This is a genomic window from Alicyclobacillus pomorum DSM 14955 (genome assembly GCF_000472905.1).
Lineage (GTDB): Bacteria > Bacillota > Bacilli > Alicyclobacillales > Alicyclobacillaceae > Alicyclobacillus_A > Alicyclobacillus_A pomorum.
This window is the reverse complement of the sequence record NZ_AXAR01000006.1, coordinates 37216-54001: the sequence shown is the minus strand read 5'-3', so window position 1 is coordinate 54001 and position 16786 is coordinate 37216. Positions and strand designations below refer to the sequence as shown.

General features: G+C 54.2%; 16 protein-coding genes, 1 pseudogene and 1 riboswitch. Of the genes and pseudogenes, 10 read left to right on the top strand and 7 right to left on the bottom strand.

Annotated features, from left to right (window positions below; genetic code table 11):
• The first annotated feature begins 76 nt into the window (after nt 1-76).
• The 3 genes from YWK_RS18840 (at nt 77) to YWK_RS0107730 (ending at nt 3010) form a co-directional block, all read left to right on the top strand.
• A complete protein-coding gene (locus YWK_RS18840) occupies nt 77-505 on the top strand; it encodes a cupredoxin domain-containing protein (protein WP_051375346.1) in 429 nt (142 codons plus the stop codon).
• A 134-nt stretch (nt 506-639) separates the two neighbouring features.
• Nucleotides 640-1530, top strand: coding sequence for a DUF7847 domain-containing protein (locus YWK_RS0107735; RefSeq protein ID WP_026964349.1), 891 nt, complete (start codon nt 640-642; stop codon nt 1528-1530).
• A gap of 10 nt (nt 1531-1540) precedes the next feature.
• A complete protein-coding gene (locus YWK_RS0107730) occupies nt 1541-3010 on the top strand; it encodes a hypothetical protein (protein ID WP_026964348.1) in 1470 nt (489 codons plus the stop codon).
• Here YWK_RS0107730 and YWK_RS0107725 read toward each other — a convergent pair.
• Entirely contained in the window at nt 2994-3233 is a 240-nt protein-coding gene (locus YWK_RS0107725; protein WP_026964347.1) for a hypothetical protein, read from the bottom strand. The two genes, YWK_RS0107730 and YWK_RS0107725, sit on opposite strands and share 17 nt — an antisense overlap.
• 240 nt (nt 3234-3473) lie before the next feature.
• Here YWK_RS0107725 and YWK_RS0107720 point away from each other — a divergent pair, with 240 nt between their 5' ends.
• The gene (locus tag YWK_RS0107720) at nt 3474-4763 is read left to right on the top strand and encodes a glycoside hydrolase family 18 protein (protein ID WP_026964346.1); all 1290 of its coding nucleotides are present in this window, start codon (nt 3474-3476) and stop codon (nt 4761-4763) included.
• Between the two features lie 120 nt (nt 4764-4883).
• Here the strand turns inward: YWK_RS0107720 and ilvA are convergent, their stop codons facing one another.
• Nucleotides 4884-6170 (bottom strand): threonine ammonia-lyase IlvA, encoded by a 1287-nt coding sequence (gene ilvA / locus YWK_RS0107715; RefSeq protein ID WP_051375345.1) that lies wholly within the window; start codon nt 6168-6170, stop codon nt 4884-4886.
• 305 nt (nt 6171-6475) lie between these two features.
• Between ilvA and YWK_RS0107710 the strand changes: the two genes are divergently transcribed.
• Complete coding sequence (locus tag YWK_RS0107710; RefSeq protein ID WP_026964344.1) at nt 6476-6982, top strand: hypothetical protein; 507 nt, start codon at nt 6476-6478, stop codon at nt 6980-6982.
• Here YWK_RS0107710 and YWK_RS0107705 read toward each other — a convergent pair.
• Complete coding sequence (locus tag YWK_RS0107705) at nt 6979-7428, bottom strand: hypothetical protein (protein WP_026964343.1); 450 nt, start codon at nt 7426-7428, stop codon at nt 6979-6981. The two genes, YWK_RS0107710 and YWK_RS0107705, sit on opposite strands and share 4 nt — an antisense overlap.
• A 600-nt stretch (nt 7429-8028) precedes the next feature.
• Between YWK_RS0107705 and YWK_RS0107700 the strand changes: the two genes are divergently transcribed.
• Complete coding sequence (locus YWK_RS0107700; RefSeq protein WP_026964342.1) at nt 8029-8862, top strand: Cof-type HAD-IIB family hydrolase; 834 nt, start codon at nt 8029-8031, stop codon at nt 8860-8862.
• A 370-nt stretch (nt 8863-9232) separates the two neighbouring features.
• The gene (gene proC, locus YWK_RS0107695; RefSeq protein ID WP_026964341.1) at nt 9233-10075 is read left to right on the top strand and encodes a pyrroline-5-carboxylate reductase; all 843 of its coding nucleotides are present in this window, start codon (nt 9233-9235) and stop codon (nt 10073-10075) included.
• Between the two features lie 12 nt (nt 10076-10087).
• On the opposite strand, the gene YWK_RS0107690 is transcribed toward proC, so the two are convergent.
• Nucleotides 10088-10426, bottom strand: coding sequence for a hypothetical protein (locus YWK_RS0107690; protein WP_026964340.1), 339 nt, complete (start codon nt 10424-10426; stop codon nt 10088-10090).
• A gap of 148 nt (nt 10427-10574) precedes the next feature.
• Nucleotides 10575-10676: riboswitch (purine riboswitch) on the top strand.
• 188 nt (nt 10677-10864) lie between these two features.
• On the opposite strand from YWK_RS0107690, the gene YWK_RS0107685 reads away from it, so the two are divergent.
• Both YWK_RS0107685 and YWK_RS0107680 read left to right on the top strand, forming a co-directional pair.
• Entirely contained in the window at nt 10865-11467 is a 603-nt protein-coding gene (locus YWK_RS0107685) for a xanthine phosphoribosyltransferase (protein ID WP_026964339.1), read from the top strand.
• Nucleotides 11464-12762: a nucleobase:cation symporter-2 family protein gene (locus YWK_RS0107680; RefSeq protein ID WP_035466430.1), complete on the top strand. Its 1299-nt coding sequence runs from the start codon at nt 11464-11466 to the stop codon at nt 12760-12762. Before YWK_RS0107685 ends, YWK_RS0107680 begins: the two co-directional genes overlap by 4 nt.
• 78 nt (nt 12763-12840) lie before the next feature.
• Here YWK_RS0107680 and YWK_RS0107675 read toward each other — a convergent pair whose 3' ends face one another.
• From YWK_RS0107675 to def, 3 genes are all read right to left on the bottom strand, one after another.
• A complete protein-coding gene (locus tag YWK_RS0107675; protein ID WP_035466429.1) occupies nt 12841-14532 on the bottom strand; it encodes an ABC1 kinase family protein in 1692 nt (563 codons plus the stop codon).
• A gap of 21 nt (nt 14533-14553) precedes the next feature.
• On the bottom strand, nt 14554-14907 hold the full coding sequence (locus tag YWK_RS0107670) for a phasin family protein (RefSeq protein WP_026964336.1): 354 nt from the start codon (nt 14905-14907) through the stop codon (nt 14554-14556).
• Nucleotides 14908-15135: 228 nt separating this feature from the next.
• Nucleotides 15136-15873 carry a peptide deformylase gene (gene def, locus YWK_RS20900; protein ID WP_051375344.1) on the bottom strand — a complete coding sequence of 246 codons (738 nt, stop codon included), beginning with the start codon at nt 15871-15873 and terminating at the stop codon, nt 15136-15138.
• Between the two features lie 153 nt (nt 15874-16026).
• Between def and map the strand changes: the two are divergent.
• A pseudogene (map, locus tag YWK_RS22415) lies at nt 16027-16764 on the top strand (type I methionyl aminopeptidase); the annotation flags it as partial.
• Nucleotides 16765-16786: the final 22 nt, after the last annotated feature.

Here is a 16786-nt window from a genome sequence, read left to right as displayed (position 1 = left end):
GAAGCAATAGAAGGCTTTGCTGCCAATTGTGGTTGTCCGGCAGGACGAAGCCTCATCTAGCCAAGGTGGGTTGCACATGGCGCGTTTTTCGAGCAGGTGGACGAAGTACGGCGTGATAGGCCTTCTAGGCGTTGGGTTGGCGGGTCTGGTGACGGGGGGAATCCCGGAGGCCAGCGCGGCGACGCGTACGTACCAAGTGGTCACGAACGAAATCGCCGCGAAACAGAAAGACGGCTCAACCATCGAAGTATATCGGTTTGACCCGGCCGTGTACGTCGCGGGACAGGGAGACGACGTGGTCATCAAGATCCGAGGACTGAAGGGACAGGATCACCCTGTGGAACTCGAGGGCTACGGAATTCAAGGCGTCGTGCACCGCAATCAGGTGACGACAATCAAGCTCAAAGCAAACAAGGCGGGATTCTTTCGGTTGATTTGCACTGCGCACGCCGACGCGGCCCACGAAGGCCCCATGGAGGCGTACCTCGTTGTGACGCCAAAGTGAAGCGTTTGATTTGAGCCCAACCCTGCCACTGCTCGGTGTGGCAGGGTTGTTGGCGTTCCATGCTCCGACTGACACACGCTGTGGTATGATGAGGTGGAAGTTTTGGCAACACAGGCCATCAAGGAGGAACACGCGTGTCAACCCAACCCAGCAGGACCCATTTACGTCCGCAATCTATCGGGCATTTGCTCGACGATACATTTCGCACCATTGGCCATCATTTTCGTCTCATGGCTGTCGCGACCTTGTCCATCTACCTGCCGTACCTCGTTTTGCAGGATATATTTTCGGCGAACGTGAACGCTCTGACAGCCGGGATGGACAATGTGCAGTCATTCAGCGAACTCATGACACAACTGACGGCAGTGCTTCCGCAATTGATTGCCTACGTGGTGATTTCCATTCTCGGTGCCCTCGTCGCGATACCGCTCCTGTATGGAACCATGATACACTTCCTGGCGAAGCTGAAGTTCGAAGGTGAAACGCTGACCTTCAAGCAGGCTGTCGGCCACGCTTGGCGACGTTTGCCTGCAGTGATTGGCACTGATCTCCTGAAGTGGATTATCCTGCTTGTGACGTTTGTGGTGACCGGCGGCATTCTCGCGCTTGTCATCGGTCTGCTCGGCGGCATCGGGGCGCCCGCGGTGGTGACGGGCATCGTTGTGACCCTGCTCGCGATTGGCGTTCTGTGCCTGGACGTGTGGCTGCTTGTCAAGTTCGCCCTAGCGACGCCCGTTGCAGTGATGGAAGGCAAGGCGGGATGGAATGCCATGATGGGGTCGTGGCGGCTCATCAAAGGGAACTTTTGGCGCGTGCTTGGCTACTTCATCCTCGTTCAGCTGATAGCCGGTGCCGTCAGTTTCGGTTTGACAACGTTGTTTCACCTCATCCCAAACACCGTGGTCACCATCGTGTTGGACAGTGTGACGGAGCTCGTCATCACGCCGTTCACGTTTGTGGCCATCTCACTCTTGTACCTCGATTTGCGCGTGCGAGCAGAGGACCCAGATCAGAAGGATTGGTAGGATACGTACGGTGACGAATTGGCGCAGTATTCTCAGCGTACAAACTATGCTCCTGTGTTTATGGATTGTCGGGTTCGCCATTTACCAGATGGCGCCCCTGTCGGACCCGGACACACCCTGGCACTACGCCACCGGTCTCTACATATTGAGTCATCACACCGTTCCGACCACGGATCCATTTTCGTGGACCATGCACGGCAAACCGTGGGTCACGCAAGAATGGTTGTTTGAAGTGGCCCTGGCGTGGCTTGGCTCTCACTTTGGCTTCCCTGGCGTCTGGGGATTCCTGTCGCTGGTACACGCCGTGACCGTGATTGTGCTATACCGTGTCTGCAGAAGCCTGCCCGGCAGCAATGCCATCGCAGCGGCCGTCTGTGCCTGCTTGGCAACGCTGGTGCCGTTGGTGTTTTGGACGATGCGCCCGCAGGCCGTGTCCTACATGATGTTTGCCATCTTTCTCTGGATTCTGGAGCGAGTCCGGAGGGGTGCGTTTCGGACGCTGTGGCTGGTGCCGCCGCTGATGCTCATGTGGGCCAATGCCCACGGGAGTTCGAGCATCGGCATTGTCATGCTGTTGCTGGAAGTCCTCATCAGCTTCTTCCCGTCCTTGGGTAGACTCAAGAAACTGCGACTTCCGTCCGGCGCACGTTGGCGCCTCCTGTGTGCTGCAGTGGTCGGCGCGTTGATTGGGCTGTGCAACCCGAACACGTACAAAGCGTACACCTACGCATTGCTGTCGACCAACCAGACCATGGTGGACAACATCAACGAGTGGCACTCACCGGACTTTCACAACGACATCTTCAAATACGGGTTGCTGCCATTCTTGCTGATAATGTTTCTCATTCTCCTGGCTCGGTGGAAACCGTTGCCCATGCGTGAAACCTTGTACTTTTGCGGCAGTTTCGCGGTGATGCTGATTTACCAGCGATTTGCGCCTTACATGGCTATCTCCTCCGCGTTGTTGTTAGCGCCGCTCATTGGGGATTTGTTCCGCAAACTTCTGCAGCCACATCGAGTCGTCATGGCGTGCAGTGGGATTTTGAGTCTGGCAGCGCTGGTGTACTTCGGAACACAGTTGCCGACCGTGAAGGGCAGCGTGAACAGCCACTGGTCGCCCTCGGCTTATCCTGTGTACGCAGTAGACTACCTGCAGAAACACCATTTGACTCAGCATGTGTTGAACGCGTATCAATGGGGAGGGTACCTCATCTACCGGGGCGTCCCGACCTTTGTCGATGGGCGGACGGACATCTTTTTGCAGGGTCAGAACGTGTTTGTGGATTACTTGGCCATCAAGGACGTGTGGTGGAACGGGCCGGACCTGATTGACAGCTACAAATGTGACGTTGCGCTGTTCCCAAGCGGTGAACCCGTTGTCACCTTTTTGACGCACAATCCCGATTGGCGCGTGGTCTACCAGGACGCAACGGCGGAGATTCTGGTACGGAATCGCATCGCCATCAATCCAGTTTCTTGACGTCCCGGGTGGACCGATGGGTTCGCCGACCGGGACGTTTTTTGTGTAGCGGAGCATCCTCAAAGAGTCCGAGGTCCAGTTGTTGCATGTGCACGAGGCGCATGGAGCTGTGGCACACTTTGCAGGTGGGGCCAGCCACAATTTCCCCTTGCGCCTCGACGGTTCTCCAGTATTGACACTTGGAACAGCTGAAATAGGTCGTCTGTAAGTTTTGATTGGACACAGATGTCCCCCCAACGGGGTCTCCATGTAGATGGGGATCCCCATTTTTGCACAGCCCATGGAAAGCGTTCGTTCAGTTTCTCTCATCCTCTCTCCCCATTCGCCGAGCCGTCTGTGAATTCCTCTGCCGATACTCAGAATGTGACTGGATGTCACGAATGAAGACCCTGCACCGTATCATGGCATAGGCGTAGGCGTACGCACATGCGACATGATGTGGATGACAAGGAGCGGTAGAAAAATGCTCATTCATACGGTAGTACAAGGAGAAGGTTTGCGCGACATCGCGGCCCGATACGGAACCACCACTCGGGAGCTGCAGCACTTAAACGAATTGCAGAGCGAAAACATCATTGTCCCTGGTCTACACTTGCTGGTTCCGGGTCCGGCCACGCTGGCCCGTCCTTATACGGTGCAGTCGGGTGACACGGTGGAAAGTATCGCGCGCCGACAGGGCGTTACACCCGATGAATTGCGCGGTTGGCTCGGTCTGCGGGCAGGGCAGTCGCTTCGTCCTCAGCAGCGGCTGTACGTACCCACTCGTGTACAGGGGAAGCGTACGATTGAAGTCAACGGATATTTGCTGCCAGAAGGAAACGTAAATGATTCGCGAATTGTACAAGATACCGGCCAGCGGCTGACCTACCTTTGCATTTTCAGCTATCAGGCCAGGGCAGACGGAAGCCTGGTTGGCCAGAAGGACAACGATGCGTTGTCCGCAGCCAGACAGTTGCGCGTTGCTCCACTGATGACGGTCACCAACTTTGACGGTACCAATTTCAATACGGAACTGGCGCATACGGTGATGTCCAACCCGTCCATCCGCCGTAAACTGATGGATAACATTCTACGTACCGCCCGCAATCGCGGTTTTCGGGGCATCAACGTCGATTTTGAACACATGCAGCCGTCCGACAGACCGCTGTACAACGAATTTATCAGCGAGCTCGGCCAGGCAGTGCGTCGCCAGGGCCTTTCGATTTCCATCGCCATGGGGCCCAAGACATCCGATGAGCCGACCGCTTCCTGGATGGGTGCCTTTGACTATCGCACGCTCGGCGGGGAAGTGGACTTCATTATGTTGATGACGTATGAGTGGGGATGGGTCGGAGGACCACCGATGGCCATCGCCCCGCTGGATCAAGTCCGCGCCGTATTGAATTACGCCACGTCGGTGATCCCGTCGAGTAAGCTCCTCATGGGAATGGCGCTGTACGGGTACGACTGGCCACTGCCCCACCCGCAGGCGGGGAGGGCATCCGGGATTAGTAACAAGAGTGCGCAAAATCTTGCGATGAGCCAACAGGTCCCGATTGAGTGGAGTGTGGAAAGCGCATCTCCCTTTTTTCGCTATCGAGACTCGGAAGGTCGGCAGCACGTGGTATGGTTTGAAGATGCACTCAGTGCTGCTGTGAAGTTGCAACTCATCTACGATTACGGCATGCGGGGTGCAAGTTTTTGGGTTCTTGGAAACGAATTTCCGCAGGTCTGGCACTTGATTCGCGACAGCTTCAACGTACGGAAAGTGTGATCCTGCCGCTGTTTCACCGACATTCGCTGCGGTTGTGGGCATCCGCCATCTCATGACGAGATGGTGGATGCCGCTCGCGAGACGCTCCCCACTTTGTCACATGGCTGATACAGTCGCCATTTAAATCAATAGATGAAACAGCACTGGATCTTTGTTGATCTCAATATAATGGATACCGTGTTGCTCCATCCGGTCAATCAACGTTTGGTACTCTTCTTTACGATGTAGCTCAATTCCCACCAATGCCGGGCCATCCTCTCGGTTGTTCTTCTTGGTGTACTCGAAGCGCGTGATGTCATCATGAGGTCCTAATACTTTGTCGATAAACTCCTTTAGAGCGCCAGACCGTTGAGGGAAATGGACAATGAAGTAGTGTTTCAGGCCTTCGTAGATCAGTGAGCGCTCTTTGATTTCCTGCATCCGGTCAATGTCATTGTTGCCTCCGCTTACGATGCAGACGACATTTTTGCCCTGGATCTGGGCTTTGTAACTCTCTAAAGCGGCGATGGGCAAAGCCCCGGCAGGTTCCGCTACAATGGCATTTTCGTTATACAGTTCCAAAATGGTGGTACAGACCTTACCTTCCGGTACGACAACCACATCGTCTAACACGTCCCGGCACATTTGAAATGTCAGGCGTCCAATTTGTTTGACAGCCGCCCCATCCACAAATGTATCGATGTTTTCCAGAGTCTCGACAGCCCCCTTCGCCAAGGACGTCTTCATGGAAGGAGCACCGGCCGGTTCAACGCCGATGATTTTCGTCGTTGGAGAAACGCCTTTGATGTAGGCGCCAACACCCGCGGCCAAACCACCACCGCCAATGGCGAGGAACACATAGTCCACAGGTTCGTCCATGTCGTGTAGGATTTCCATTCCAATGGTCCCTTGTCCGGCAATGATGAGCGGGTGATCAAATGGGTGTACAAAGGTCATATCCTTTTGTTTACAATATTGCATGGCCGCGGAGAAGGAATCGTCAAACGTATCGCCCACGAGGCGAATGTCCACAAACTCGCCACCAAACAACGACACCTGCGAAACCTTCTGTCTTGGCGTGGTCGCGGGCATGAAAATGGTGCCCATGATGTTGAGATACTGACAGGAGAACGCGACACCCTGTGCATGGTTCCCGGCACTGGCGCAAACTACGCCTCTTTGTCGATCCGCCTCGGACATGTTGTAGAGAAAGTTGTACGCTCCCCGAATCTTGAATGACCTGACATTCTGCAAATCCTCACGCTTGAGATAGACATTACAATGGTATCTGTCGGATAGAATGTGATTCCTGTGGAGCGGCGTCTTGCGAACGACATCCTTGACTACATTTCTCGCGAGCGTAATGTCCTCCAAAGTCACATCTGTCTTGGGCAATCCCGTTTTCGTGCCTGTCACTTCGTGTGCCATCCTTTCTGCCCATCGCATAGGAGTCATGATTTCCAGTCGTTTCAAAGATCCAACGGACATCACGTCATTGAACAGTAGGAATTTTTATACTCTACGTTCCAAAAAGCATGGAGCCGTTGGCGCTGACATTAAAATACTAACAATGTAACCTCAAATATATCAAACTTCACGTAAAAATCAGTAAAATATCACGCTGTGTGCACGGAAATGTGATTCCTGTCTGGCCACTGGGTCGTGTGTATGTACCATCTCACCTTCTTACCGAATAATGTTGGATATCCTGCTTGTCGGTTGAGGTGTCTTACATGTACATGGCGGAGCCTGGGGACATCCTGTTGTACCGAAAGTTGCAAGACCTCGAGGTGCGAGAAATTGATTGGGTCGAACGCCTGAAGGATGGCCGCCAACCGTACTTCTACTACCACAGCTCCATTGCACTGGATGCGCACACGGAAATCGAGTCCGATGGACAGACCGTTGCAATGAAGCCGCTCGCCCATGACGGGTTTGATGCATTCAGACCGCCGGTTCCGCTTGACTCGCGTGATGCGGCGCTGAGGTTCATTCGGACCCTGGTGGGGCAACACTACGATTGGGTGTTGGTGTTTGACGACGTTTTGCGGGCGATAACTCATGACCTGGTTCACTTGCCCGTTTCGTTCGTCGAGAGCGAAGAGCGGCATCGCAAGATCTGTTCGTCCTTGGTGGTCAAGTACTTGGATGCCACGGGGTTGCAACATACACTGACCCGCAATGCGTTACCAGAGGACATATACCTTCAGTTCAAAGATTTTCAGGTGTACACAGACTAGCGAAGGACGTGTCCATGCAGATGAAAGAGAGTCCGGAGCGGACTCTCTTTCATCCGTCTTCTCGAGTGGCATGGTGCAATTCGTGCATCCGTTATTTTGCTTCTGTCCGTCGCTTCTGACCATCCTTTGCCCTCGTTGATCCACACGCGTGAACCTTGTACGTACTCTTGGATGGTCAGTGGCTGTGAAGCGGAGGTGTCGTCTGAACTCGTCATTGTCATGGTGGCTTCCATCGCTCTTTCGCCATGGACGGTACCTTCCATCAAGTTCATACTCATCTGTATGTCGATGCTCGTGGGCGCCTCGCCGAGTCCGGATGCAGCTTTGTCGGTGACATTCAATTGGACGTGCTCTGTGATGATGCCTTTGAACTGGGATTGAGGTGCAGTGGACGTATTGGCAAATCGTCCGCCAAAGATTTCACGTCCTGGGTTTGCAGTGTCCACGACTGTCCATTCCACGTGGAAATAATGTTTACGCTTTTCAGGATATTAGAAATGTCGTTCACGCGTAAATAAGTGGTGTTGTGGTGAGAAGCGGGATCCAAAGCCACAATGGACGGGATTTTACACAATCTCTTCCCGTTCAAGTAGACAGAAACATTACCATTTCCGGTCGTGTGAGCCCCACTCGCGGACAAACCTGCACCAGAAGCTGTCAGATACCAGCTGTTTCCCCTTCCATGTGCTGTGAATTCCGGCGTTGTTGAGCGCTTGAATGACATACCACACAGGGATGTAGACAGAGCCGCCTTTGGTGAATGTATGGGGCGACGACACCTTGTCGTTGTTCACGACAATCGTGCTCGTGGGAGTGGTGCCGCGTGAGGTGAAAATCTCTACTTTTTGATTCGATGATTAGAACCATCAACAATCAATGGTTCGAGCAGATTGTCCTGGACCGACTGTGGAGGTAGGCCACTCTTTACACTCTCTTTAACCGGAATTGACAGAAAATTTACTTCGGTGCTTTACACTGGAGGTGCTCGGTGTACATGGCGTCGCAGGATGTGTGGTTGCACATCTGGACGGACAGGGGGAGACGGGATGAAGGAGCCGTTATTTTTTGCGATTGACATTGATGGTACGCTTCTCAACTCCAGGCAAACCGTAGATGAGCCCACTTGGGCTGCAATTCAGAGAGCCATGCATGAAGGGCATTACGTCAGTTTGGCCACCGGCCGCATGGCAAAGTCGGCCCTTGTCTGGGCGCGCTACCTTCAGATCAATGCCCCAGTGGTGACACAGAATGGGGCAGAAATCATAGATGCTCAAACTGGCGCGATTTTGTGGTGCACGCCCCTTGCCAAGGAACCCTTGTTAAAACTCATACATCTAGCGGAGAACGCCGACCTGACCTACAGACTGTTTGGACACGACTACATCGTGTGTGCCACAGACCACTTTGAACACTTGAAACCATTTCTGCACACCTACTACAAAGGCACCGTGGTCTTGTCGGAAGACGATGTACCGAAGTACTTAGAACGACCTCCTGAGGCGATTTTAAAAGCCACCGTCGGATGTCACAGTGAACGAGAATTGCTCGAAGTGTACCAAGAGTTGAAGTCTTGGAACGCCTTTGAGCTCTCCCGTACGCCAGACATGGAGATTGAGATTACGCAACATGGTGTCAATAAACTGTCGGGGATTCAGCGTGTTATCCGCGACTTGAAGCTTTCACTCGAACATGTTGTCGCCATCGGCAATGGAGAAAATGATTTGGAAATGCTCCGCCACGTTGGCGTCGGTTATGCCATGGCCAACGCCGAACCCGTCGTATTGCAAAGCATCTCATTGCGAACGGCCTCCAACGACGAGAGCGGAGTGGCCAAAGCCATCGAGCACGAACTCGGGAAAAGAGGTGTGAAATTCGCGTAGTTTGCACGTACATGGGCAATTTGCCACTTGCGCAAACACGTGGATTGAGATATAATCAGCGCAACATTTTGGAATGTGATCGATGAAGAGGAAAAGTACCCTGCCATACTCCGACCCAGAGAAGGATGGTCAGCGGCTGAAAGCCGTCCTGTCGGAGCGCAGGCGAACCGGCCTCGGAGACGATGCCCGAACGTTTGAGTAAGGTGTCCGGATGGCGCCGTTATCGCCGCACGAGATCTGTGGTTGCCTGTCATTATGTTGGCAGCTATGGAATCAGGGTGGTACCGTGGGAACAGAACTCCCGCCCCTGCGTATGCAGGAGCGGGAGTTTTCGCGTTCTAGAAATGTATTGCAAGGAGGCGAGGTATGAATGGCACACAAGCAAATTTTCGTCATTGGAGCAGGGGCGATGGCGGAAGCGTTCATTCGTGGCGTTACCAAGGCGGGTGTTGCTCGACCGCAAGACATCCGCGTCATCAACCGCAGCCGCGTTGAACGTTTGACCAAGCTTGTTCAGCAGTACGGGGTGCAAGCTGCAGCTTCGTGGAGTGACGCGACAGGCGCGGACCTCGTCGTACTTGCGGTCAAGCCGGCTGACGTGACCGAGGCATTACGTTTGGCGGCTCCTCATCTGAACCGCCCTTTGCTGCTTTCGTTTGCCGCTGGGGTCAACCAATCGTATATTGCAGACCGTTGTCCAGGGGTGGGCACGGTTCGGGCTATGCCTAATTTGCCCGTGTCCGTCCAGTGTGGAGTGACCGCCGTCGCGTATGGGCCAGGTGTCAGTGAGGTGGATAGGGCATATGTTTTTGAACTATTGAGTGCGCTCGGGGACGTGGTAGAAATTCCTGAACACTTGATGGACGCTGCAACCGCTGTATCCGGCAGTGGCCCGGGATTCCTGTCCTACTTCCTCGAGGGCATGGAGGCGGCCGCGATTCGGCTTGGATTCTCTCCAGAGCTGGCACGCAAGTTGCTGGTGAAGACGATGGCTGGAACAGCACTCACGCTGTCGGAGTGGGGCGTGTCGCCTGAGACATTGCGTCAGCGCGTCATGTCGCCGAAGGGGACGACGGAGGCCGGCGTGAAACAGCTGGATGCAGGGTACGTGCGCGGCTACGTGTACGAAGCCGTTTTGGCCGCCGCCGCCCGATCCGCGGAGATGGGCAAGGCGTACCAATTGGCACCATCGGAGTCGAACCAGGGCGACTAAACACGGTGTATATCACGAGCGGGGGAGATGGCGCTCATAGCGTAACCACGCATAGAAGCGAAGGATAGCGGGGATGAGCGATACAACGAAGAAATACACCCAATTCCCCGCGCCTCTGGTTACGAGGAACAGGACGCTTGCAAGCGGAAGCAGAACGACAGCCCAGTTGGTGGCCGCCGTGTTCAACGGTGTGCCGCCTAGAAGGCTCCAGGCTTTCTGCACCGGGAGCTGTCGCACGCACTGTTTGTGGAACGTGGCGAGGTGAACGCCGACAAACGCTGTGGACAGGTCGGCTCTCGACGAGATGGGTTCCTGACAGTTGTGACACACAGGATGTTGAACTCGCGTCATGGCGTGCCCTCCGTTTCTAAGACGTTCTGACGACATTATAGCGAACCGAACACGAGGGGCCCAAAACCACCCCCCATGCCATTCTCTTCTATTGCCGCCACTCGTTCCATTTGATATGTTTGTTGCATCAGCGTATTGCAAAACGCTGGCTGACAACTCAATCGGAACTCGTATAATCACGGGAATATGGCCCGTAAGTCTCTACCAGGCAACCGTAAATTGCCTGACTACGAGTGAAAGCACATCTAGGGTTCCGTCGCGATGCGGCCATTGAGCGGCCTCGTCACGAGTCTGGACCGAGCGATGTGGGCAAATATTGCTACACCTTTGGGAGAAAAGCCCGGAAGGACAGGTTTCACTTGGAGTGCGCTGACGCGCGAAGAGTACCTGTTCCTCCGGGCTTGTTTGCGTTTTGCAAAAGACGTGGGAGGTGCAAAATTGGAGATTTTGGAAGAAAGGATACGCCGTGAAGGTTTGGTCTTGTCTCCCACCGTCTTGAAGGTGGATTCGTTTCTGAACCACCAGGTGGATCCAAAGTTCACGCTTCTGCTTGGCGCGGCCATGGCGGAACCGTTCCAGGACTGCAGTGTCACGAAAGTGCTCACGGTGGAAGCGAGCGGCATTCACTTCGCTATGGCGACCGCGTTGGCGCTTGGCGTTCCGTTTGTCTATGCGAAAAAGAAAAAAGCCATTACCCAGACCGACGCGGTGTGGACTGCACCTGCGTACTCCTACACGCGGCAGGAAACCTATCAAATCAGTGTGTCAAAGTCGTACTTGACACCAGAGGACGTGGTGTTAATGGTCGATGACATCCTGGCCGAAGGGGCTGCGCTGCACGCACTGACGGAAGTAGTCCAATCGTCGGGAGCAAGCATCGCCGGTGCTGCCGTGGTGGTGGAAAAGAGTTTCCAAGCAGGTCGCGAGAAGTTGGAAGAAGCCGGTGTACGCGTCCACGCTTTGGCGCGCATTCGCGCGATGTCTGAATCGGGGATTGAGTTTATCCAGGAATCTCGTCCGGAAGGAGCTGCTCGGCGTTGAGCAAAAGCAAAGTGGTTACATTGGGACTGCAACACGTGCTCGCGATGTACGCCGGATCTGTTGTCGTTCCACTGATCATCGGCGGCGCGTTGAAGCTGAATCCAGCACAAATGGCGTATCTGATCTCTGCCGACCTGTTCACCTGTGGATTGGCGACGCTACTGCAAGTTCTAGGAACTCGTTTTTTGGGTATCCGCCTGCCGGTCGTCCTTGGCTGTACCTTTACGGCGGTCGGTCCCATTATCGCCATCGGTACGACCGCAAATCTGCCTACAGCTTTCGGTGCGATTATCATTGCCGGCATTGCCGTCATGTTGCTGGCACCTGTGTTTGGCCGCGTATTAAAATTGTTTCCCACAGTGGTCACCGGCTCGGTGGTGACGGTCATCGGGTTGTCGCTGATTCCAGTGGCGATGAACAATGCGGCGGGCGGACAGGGCAGTCCGGATTTTGGCCGGCCTGTCAACTTGCTGTTGGCGCTGTGTACGTTGCTCGTCATTCTCGTAGTCAATCGCTTGTTTTCCGGTTTCATTCGCGCGATTTCTGTGCTCATTGGTCTCATTGTCGGAACGATTGCCGGCTACTTCCTCGGCATGGTGAAGTTCTCCTCCGTTTCACAAGCGAGTTGGGTGAGCGTGGTGCATCCGCTGTACTTCGGTCTCCCGGTCTTCAACGTCGCTGCGATAGTCACTATGATTGTGGTGTGTCTGGTCAGCATGGTGGAATCGACGGGCGTCTACTTTGCGCTCAGCAAGGTCACGGACGCCGAGTTAACCGATGCCGACGTGGTGCGGGGGCTGCGCGCGGAGGGCGTTGCCATTGTGCTCGGCGGGTTATTTAACACATTCCCCTATACGACGTTCTCCCAGAACGTAGGGCTGGTTTCCATGACCGGCGTCAAGAAGCGCAGCGTCATTGTCGCAGCCGGAGTGATATTGGTGCTGTTCGGGTTCCTGCCCAAAATCGCCGCGCTAACCACTGTCATCCCAACTTCTGTCCTTGGCGGTGCCATGGTGGCGATGTTTGGTATGGTGGTGGCATCGGGCATGAACATCCTGGCCAATGTCGACTTTCGGCGGCAGGAAAACATGCTCGTGGTGGCTTGCAGTATCGCAGTAGGACTGGGCTCGGCCGTGGTACCGCAAATCTTTGACCACGTGCCAGATACGCTGAAGATGTTGCTGCAAAACGGGATTGTGACTGGATCTGTCACTGCTGTGGTGCTCAATGTGCTGCTTAACTGGCGCGGAGAGCGGCATACGGTGCCTGCAGTGGACGCGATGTCCGAGGCGTAATTACAAGGTTCACAATCCATAACGACGATGAGAGGGAGTGCGACGCACTCCCTTTCGCTAGTTCCCCTGATACACGCATCACATTCGTCCGGATTTGAAAATGGACCATATCAATGCAATGGCCATCAATACGCCAATGGCAAGACCGACGTCGGTGATCGGTACGTTGAAGACAGCATTGCTGGTTTTGGCCAACGAGGAAGCAATCATCAGTCCTGACATAAAAATGCTGAACGCCAGGAGCATGACGCTGAATGAGAGGCGGTTGCTGATTCGCTCCAACTGCTTGAGGGCGTTCTGCAGTACTGGGATCTCTACCTGCACCTTGGCCTTTCCCTGACGAAATTGTTGGGTTAAAAGCCGAATCTGTCTCGGAAGTTCAATGAGCAGTTCGGCCGCATCCACCATGGAGGAAACGGCATGACGCCCGATAGATTTGGGATCCAACTGTTCCTTCAAGAGTCTCTTTCCGAAAGGTTCTGCGACGTCCATGATGCGAAATGTGGGATCCAAGTGTTCCACCACACCTTCGATGGTCACCAGCGTCTTTCCGACTAGAGACAAGTCTGGTGGAATCTTGATCCGGTGCCTGAATGCGACGGCCAATAGCTCGCGAACCGGCTCACTGATGTTGACCTGACTGAGGGCGACATCGTAATATTTCTCGCGCAGTTCGTCCACGTCTCTGCGCAGTTTCCCCTCGTCCACGTCTGCCGGAACGACCCCCATCCGGTACAGTGCGCGAATAATCAAATCTGTATTGCGGAACCTGAGTCCGATAATCAGTCCTGCCAGCCTGCGTTTCATGTCTGAGTTCAACCGTCCAACCATGCCGAAGTCCATGAATAGAATGACATTGCCCGGCAGGGCTGCCAAATTCCCTGGATGGGGATCCGCATGAAAAAAACCATGAATCAGAATTTGCGTCAAAACGGCCTTTGCGGTCCTTTTGGCGAGTATCTGCGGATTGAATCCCATCTCACGGAGGGAGGTTCTCTCACTGAACTTGATTCCGTCAACATACTCCATCACCAACACTTTCGGCGTAGTGAAGTCCCAGTGAATGGCCGGGATGTATACTGTGTCATCCTGTTCAAACATCTTCCGGATTCTATCCGCATTTCGTGCTTCAATGGTGAAATCGCATTCGTTTAAGAGCGTCCGTCGAAATTCCTGCAGGACGTCACTGAGTTCGTAGTGCTTTGCCCATTCAAAGTGCTTTTCCGCCAAATGGATGATGTCGGCGAGGATTTCGACATCGACTTCGATGTTCCGTCGGATGTCTGGTCGCTGAACTTTCACAGCCACGACTTCACCGGAGTGCAACGTCGCTTGATGTACTTGACCAATGGACGCAGATCCGATGGGCAGTTCCGCGAAGTCGGCAAACAGCGCTTCCATGGGTTTCTGAAACTCAGATTCGATGACATGACGGACGGTTTCGTTCGGCATGGCGGGTACATCGTCATGAAGTCGGGAAAGCTGCTGAATCAAAGCCTCGGGAAACACATCTGTCCGTAAGCTGGCCACCTGAGCCATCTTGACAAACGTGGGGCCCAACTGTTCGATGACAACTCGGATGCGTTCGTACAGGGACATGGTCTCGGTGAACTGTCCATCCACGAACCATCGTCTTGGCAAAGTCAACATATGAGTGAGCCCAATTTCATCGAGGAACCAGCCAAATCCATTGCGAATCAGAATTTGTGCAATCTCCTGATATCGACTGAGATGACGGATTCGTTTGCCAAGCACCACTTTCCCATTCACGCATCGTAACCTACTTTCAACTTATTCCGTTGGTGTGTTCAATTTCTTTTCGAGTTCTGCGATTCGCGCTTCTAACTGCTGGATATATTCAGCAGTGACCGGAGCTGGATCTACGGTTTCAGTTTCAGATCCTGCTTCCTTCGGCAACACGCCCATTTTCGACAGGGTCTTTTGAACCTGCTCTTGAATCATTCGCTGTAGTTCCGCCCGTTCCTGTTCGCCTCGTTCCACTATCGTGTTCAATAGTCGTTTTCCGTCAGCGGCGGACAACTGACCTGAATCTGTCCACTCCTTAATCTTCGCTTCCAATTTCTCGCGGCCGATGGAAATCATACCGATGCCGAGATCGGCGATGGTTTTCAAGAAGTCCTCCATGGGGCTCAGCTCCTCTGATAGATATCCGTTCTTCGTGACATTCCTTGAGCGCGGTTCAGCATGACGATATACAGTACATTTTAAGTGTAGATACTTGTAGGTTGCCTTAATGATAGCGAAAAAAACATGGCCAATCGGTTTGAACCGATTGACCACGTACTACGAAACCATTGCAAGAGGTGTTGACGCAACATCCCTCTCCTCTGTGTCTGGCGTGCTCATGTATCGTTAGAGATCCGCGGTGGCTTGTTCCAATTCGTCGGCCACGTCACTCAGTCGCGATTCGATATCCGTCAATACGGCCATTTCCAGCTCAGGCAGCAGGTCTTCGTGGTCTCGCAGCAGTTCCAACGCCAGCGTCACTTTCCACGACGCGTCGGCAAGGATTTGCACCGCATGCACAATTTCTTCATGCCGGGCAAGAGCGATGCTGGTCTCAATCTCCCCTGCGTCACCACTCATGGCAGACTCCAGGTCGCCCTCCAGCTGTTCACCCAGCTGCATCCACACCTGTGCAAATACTTCCTCATCCGATAAGTGATCCGTGAACAGCACGCCGTTCAAATGGTCCAGTTCGTGACAGACCACGCGGGCGAAAAGGCCGGAAGCTTCGTACTGCCGTTCCCGACCGAATCGGTCCTGTGCGACGATTGTGATTTCGCTGGGACGCCGGAGCTGTAATGTGAGACTTGGAAAGCTCAGGCAGGATTCCACACTCTCCTGTTCACCTTGGCTGTCTGTCAGTTCCGGATTGACAAGCTCAAGGACTCCGTCTCCGACGTCTATCACAAATGCGCGAATGGGTTGGCCAATTTGTGGCCCAGCCAGCCCAATTCCACAGTGGTGCTTCATGGTATCTGCGAGGTCATCCAGAATCGTGTGCAGCGTTTCATCAAAAGCGGTCACTTTGGCGCATGGAATACGCAGTTCTGGCACGTCTCCTTGCACAACGTCACGTGTTGACATCCCCATCCCCCTCGGATCCACAGTCCTTTCTCATAACAATGCTGCAGAGATTCCGAGTGACTCGGGTATTCGCCTAGTTGAGACCGTTTCGTTTGGACGCCGCCGGACATATACCGACAGTACGAGAACATCCGAGAAGCAGGAGGGAGACACGTGGGGCTGGTCAAGACTGCGGAGGAAATTCACGCGTTGCGGCAGGCAGGGCGAATGAACGCGAAGGTCCATGAACAGGTGTCAGCGGCACTACAACCGGGAGTCACCGGCGTGGAGCTGGAACAAATTGCGCTTCGAGTGATGAAAGAGATGGGCGCCACATCGTCGTTTCCAGAGTGGACGGACTTTCCGAGTGCCATTTGCGTATCCGTGAATGAACAAGTTGGCCATGGCATCCCGTCCAAAACGCCACTTCGCGAAGGAGACATTGTGACGATTGACGTAGGCCTTTCCTACGGCGGCATGCACTCCGATGCCGCCGCGACGTATCCCGTCGGCGAAGTGGACGAATCTGCACAGCGACTGATGCAAGCCACCAAACGTGCCCTCTACCGTGGCATTGCAGCGGCCCGTGACGGTGCGCGGGTTTCCGACATCTCGTCCGCCATCTACCTGGACGTCAAATCCGCTGGATATGAAACGGTACGTCACGCGTTTGGGCACGGCATCGGCACCGCGTTGCACGAAGATCCGCAGATTGCCAATTTCGGGCCGCCAGGTCGCGGGCCAGGATTGCGAGCAGGCATGGTGGTGGCCATTGAACCTGTGGTTACAGCGGGAATGAGGTACACGCGCACCCTCGATGACGGTTGGACCACAGTGACGGTGGATGGGGCTTTCGCTGCGCACTTCGAGCACACGGTTCTCATCACGGAAGCGGGGCCGGAAATCTTGACCCGTGCATCTTCGGATACGGATC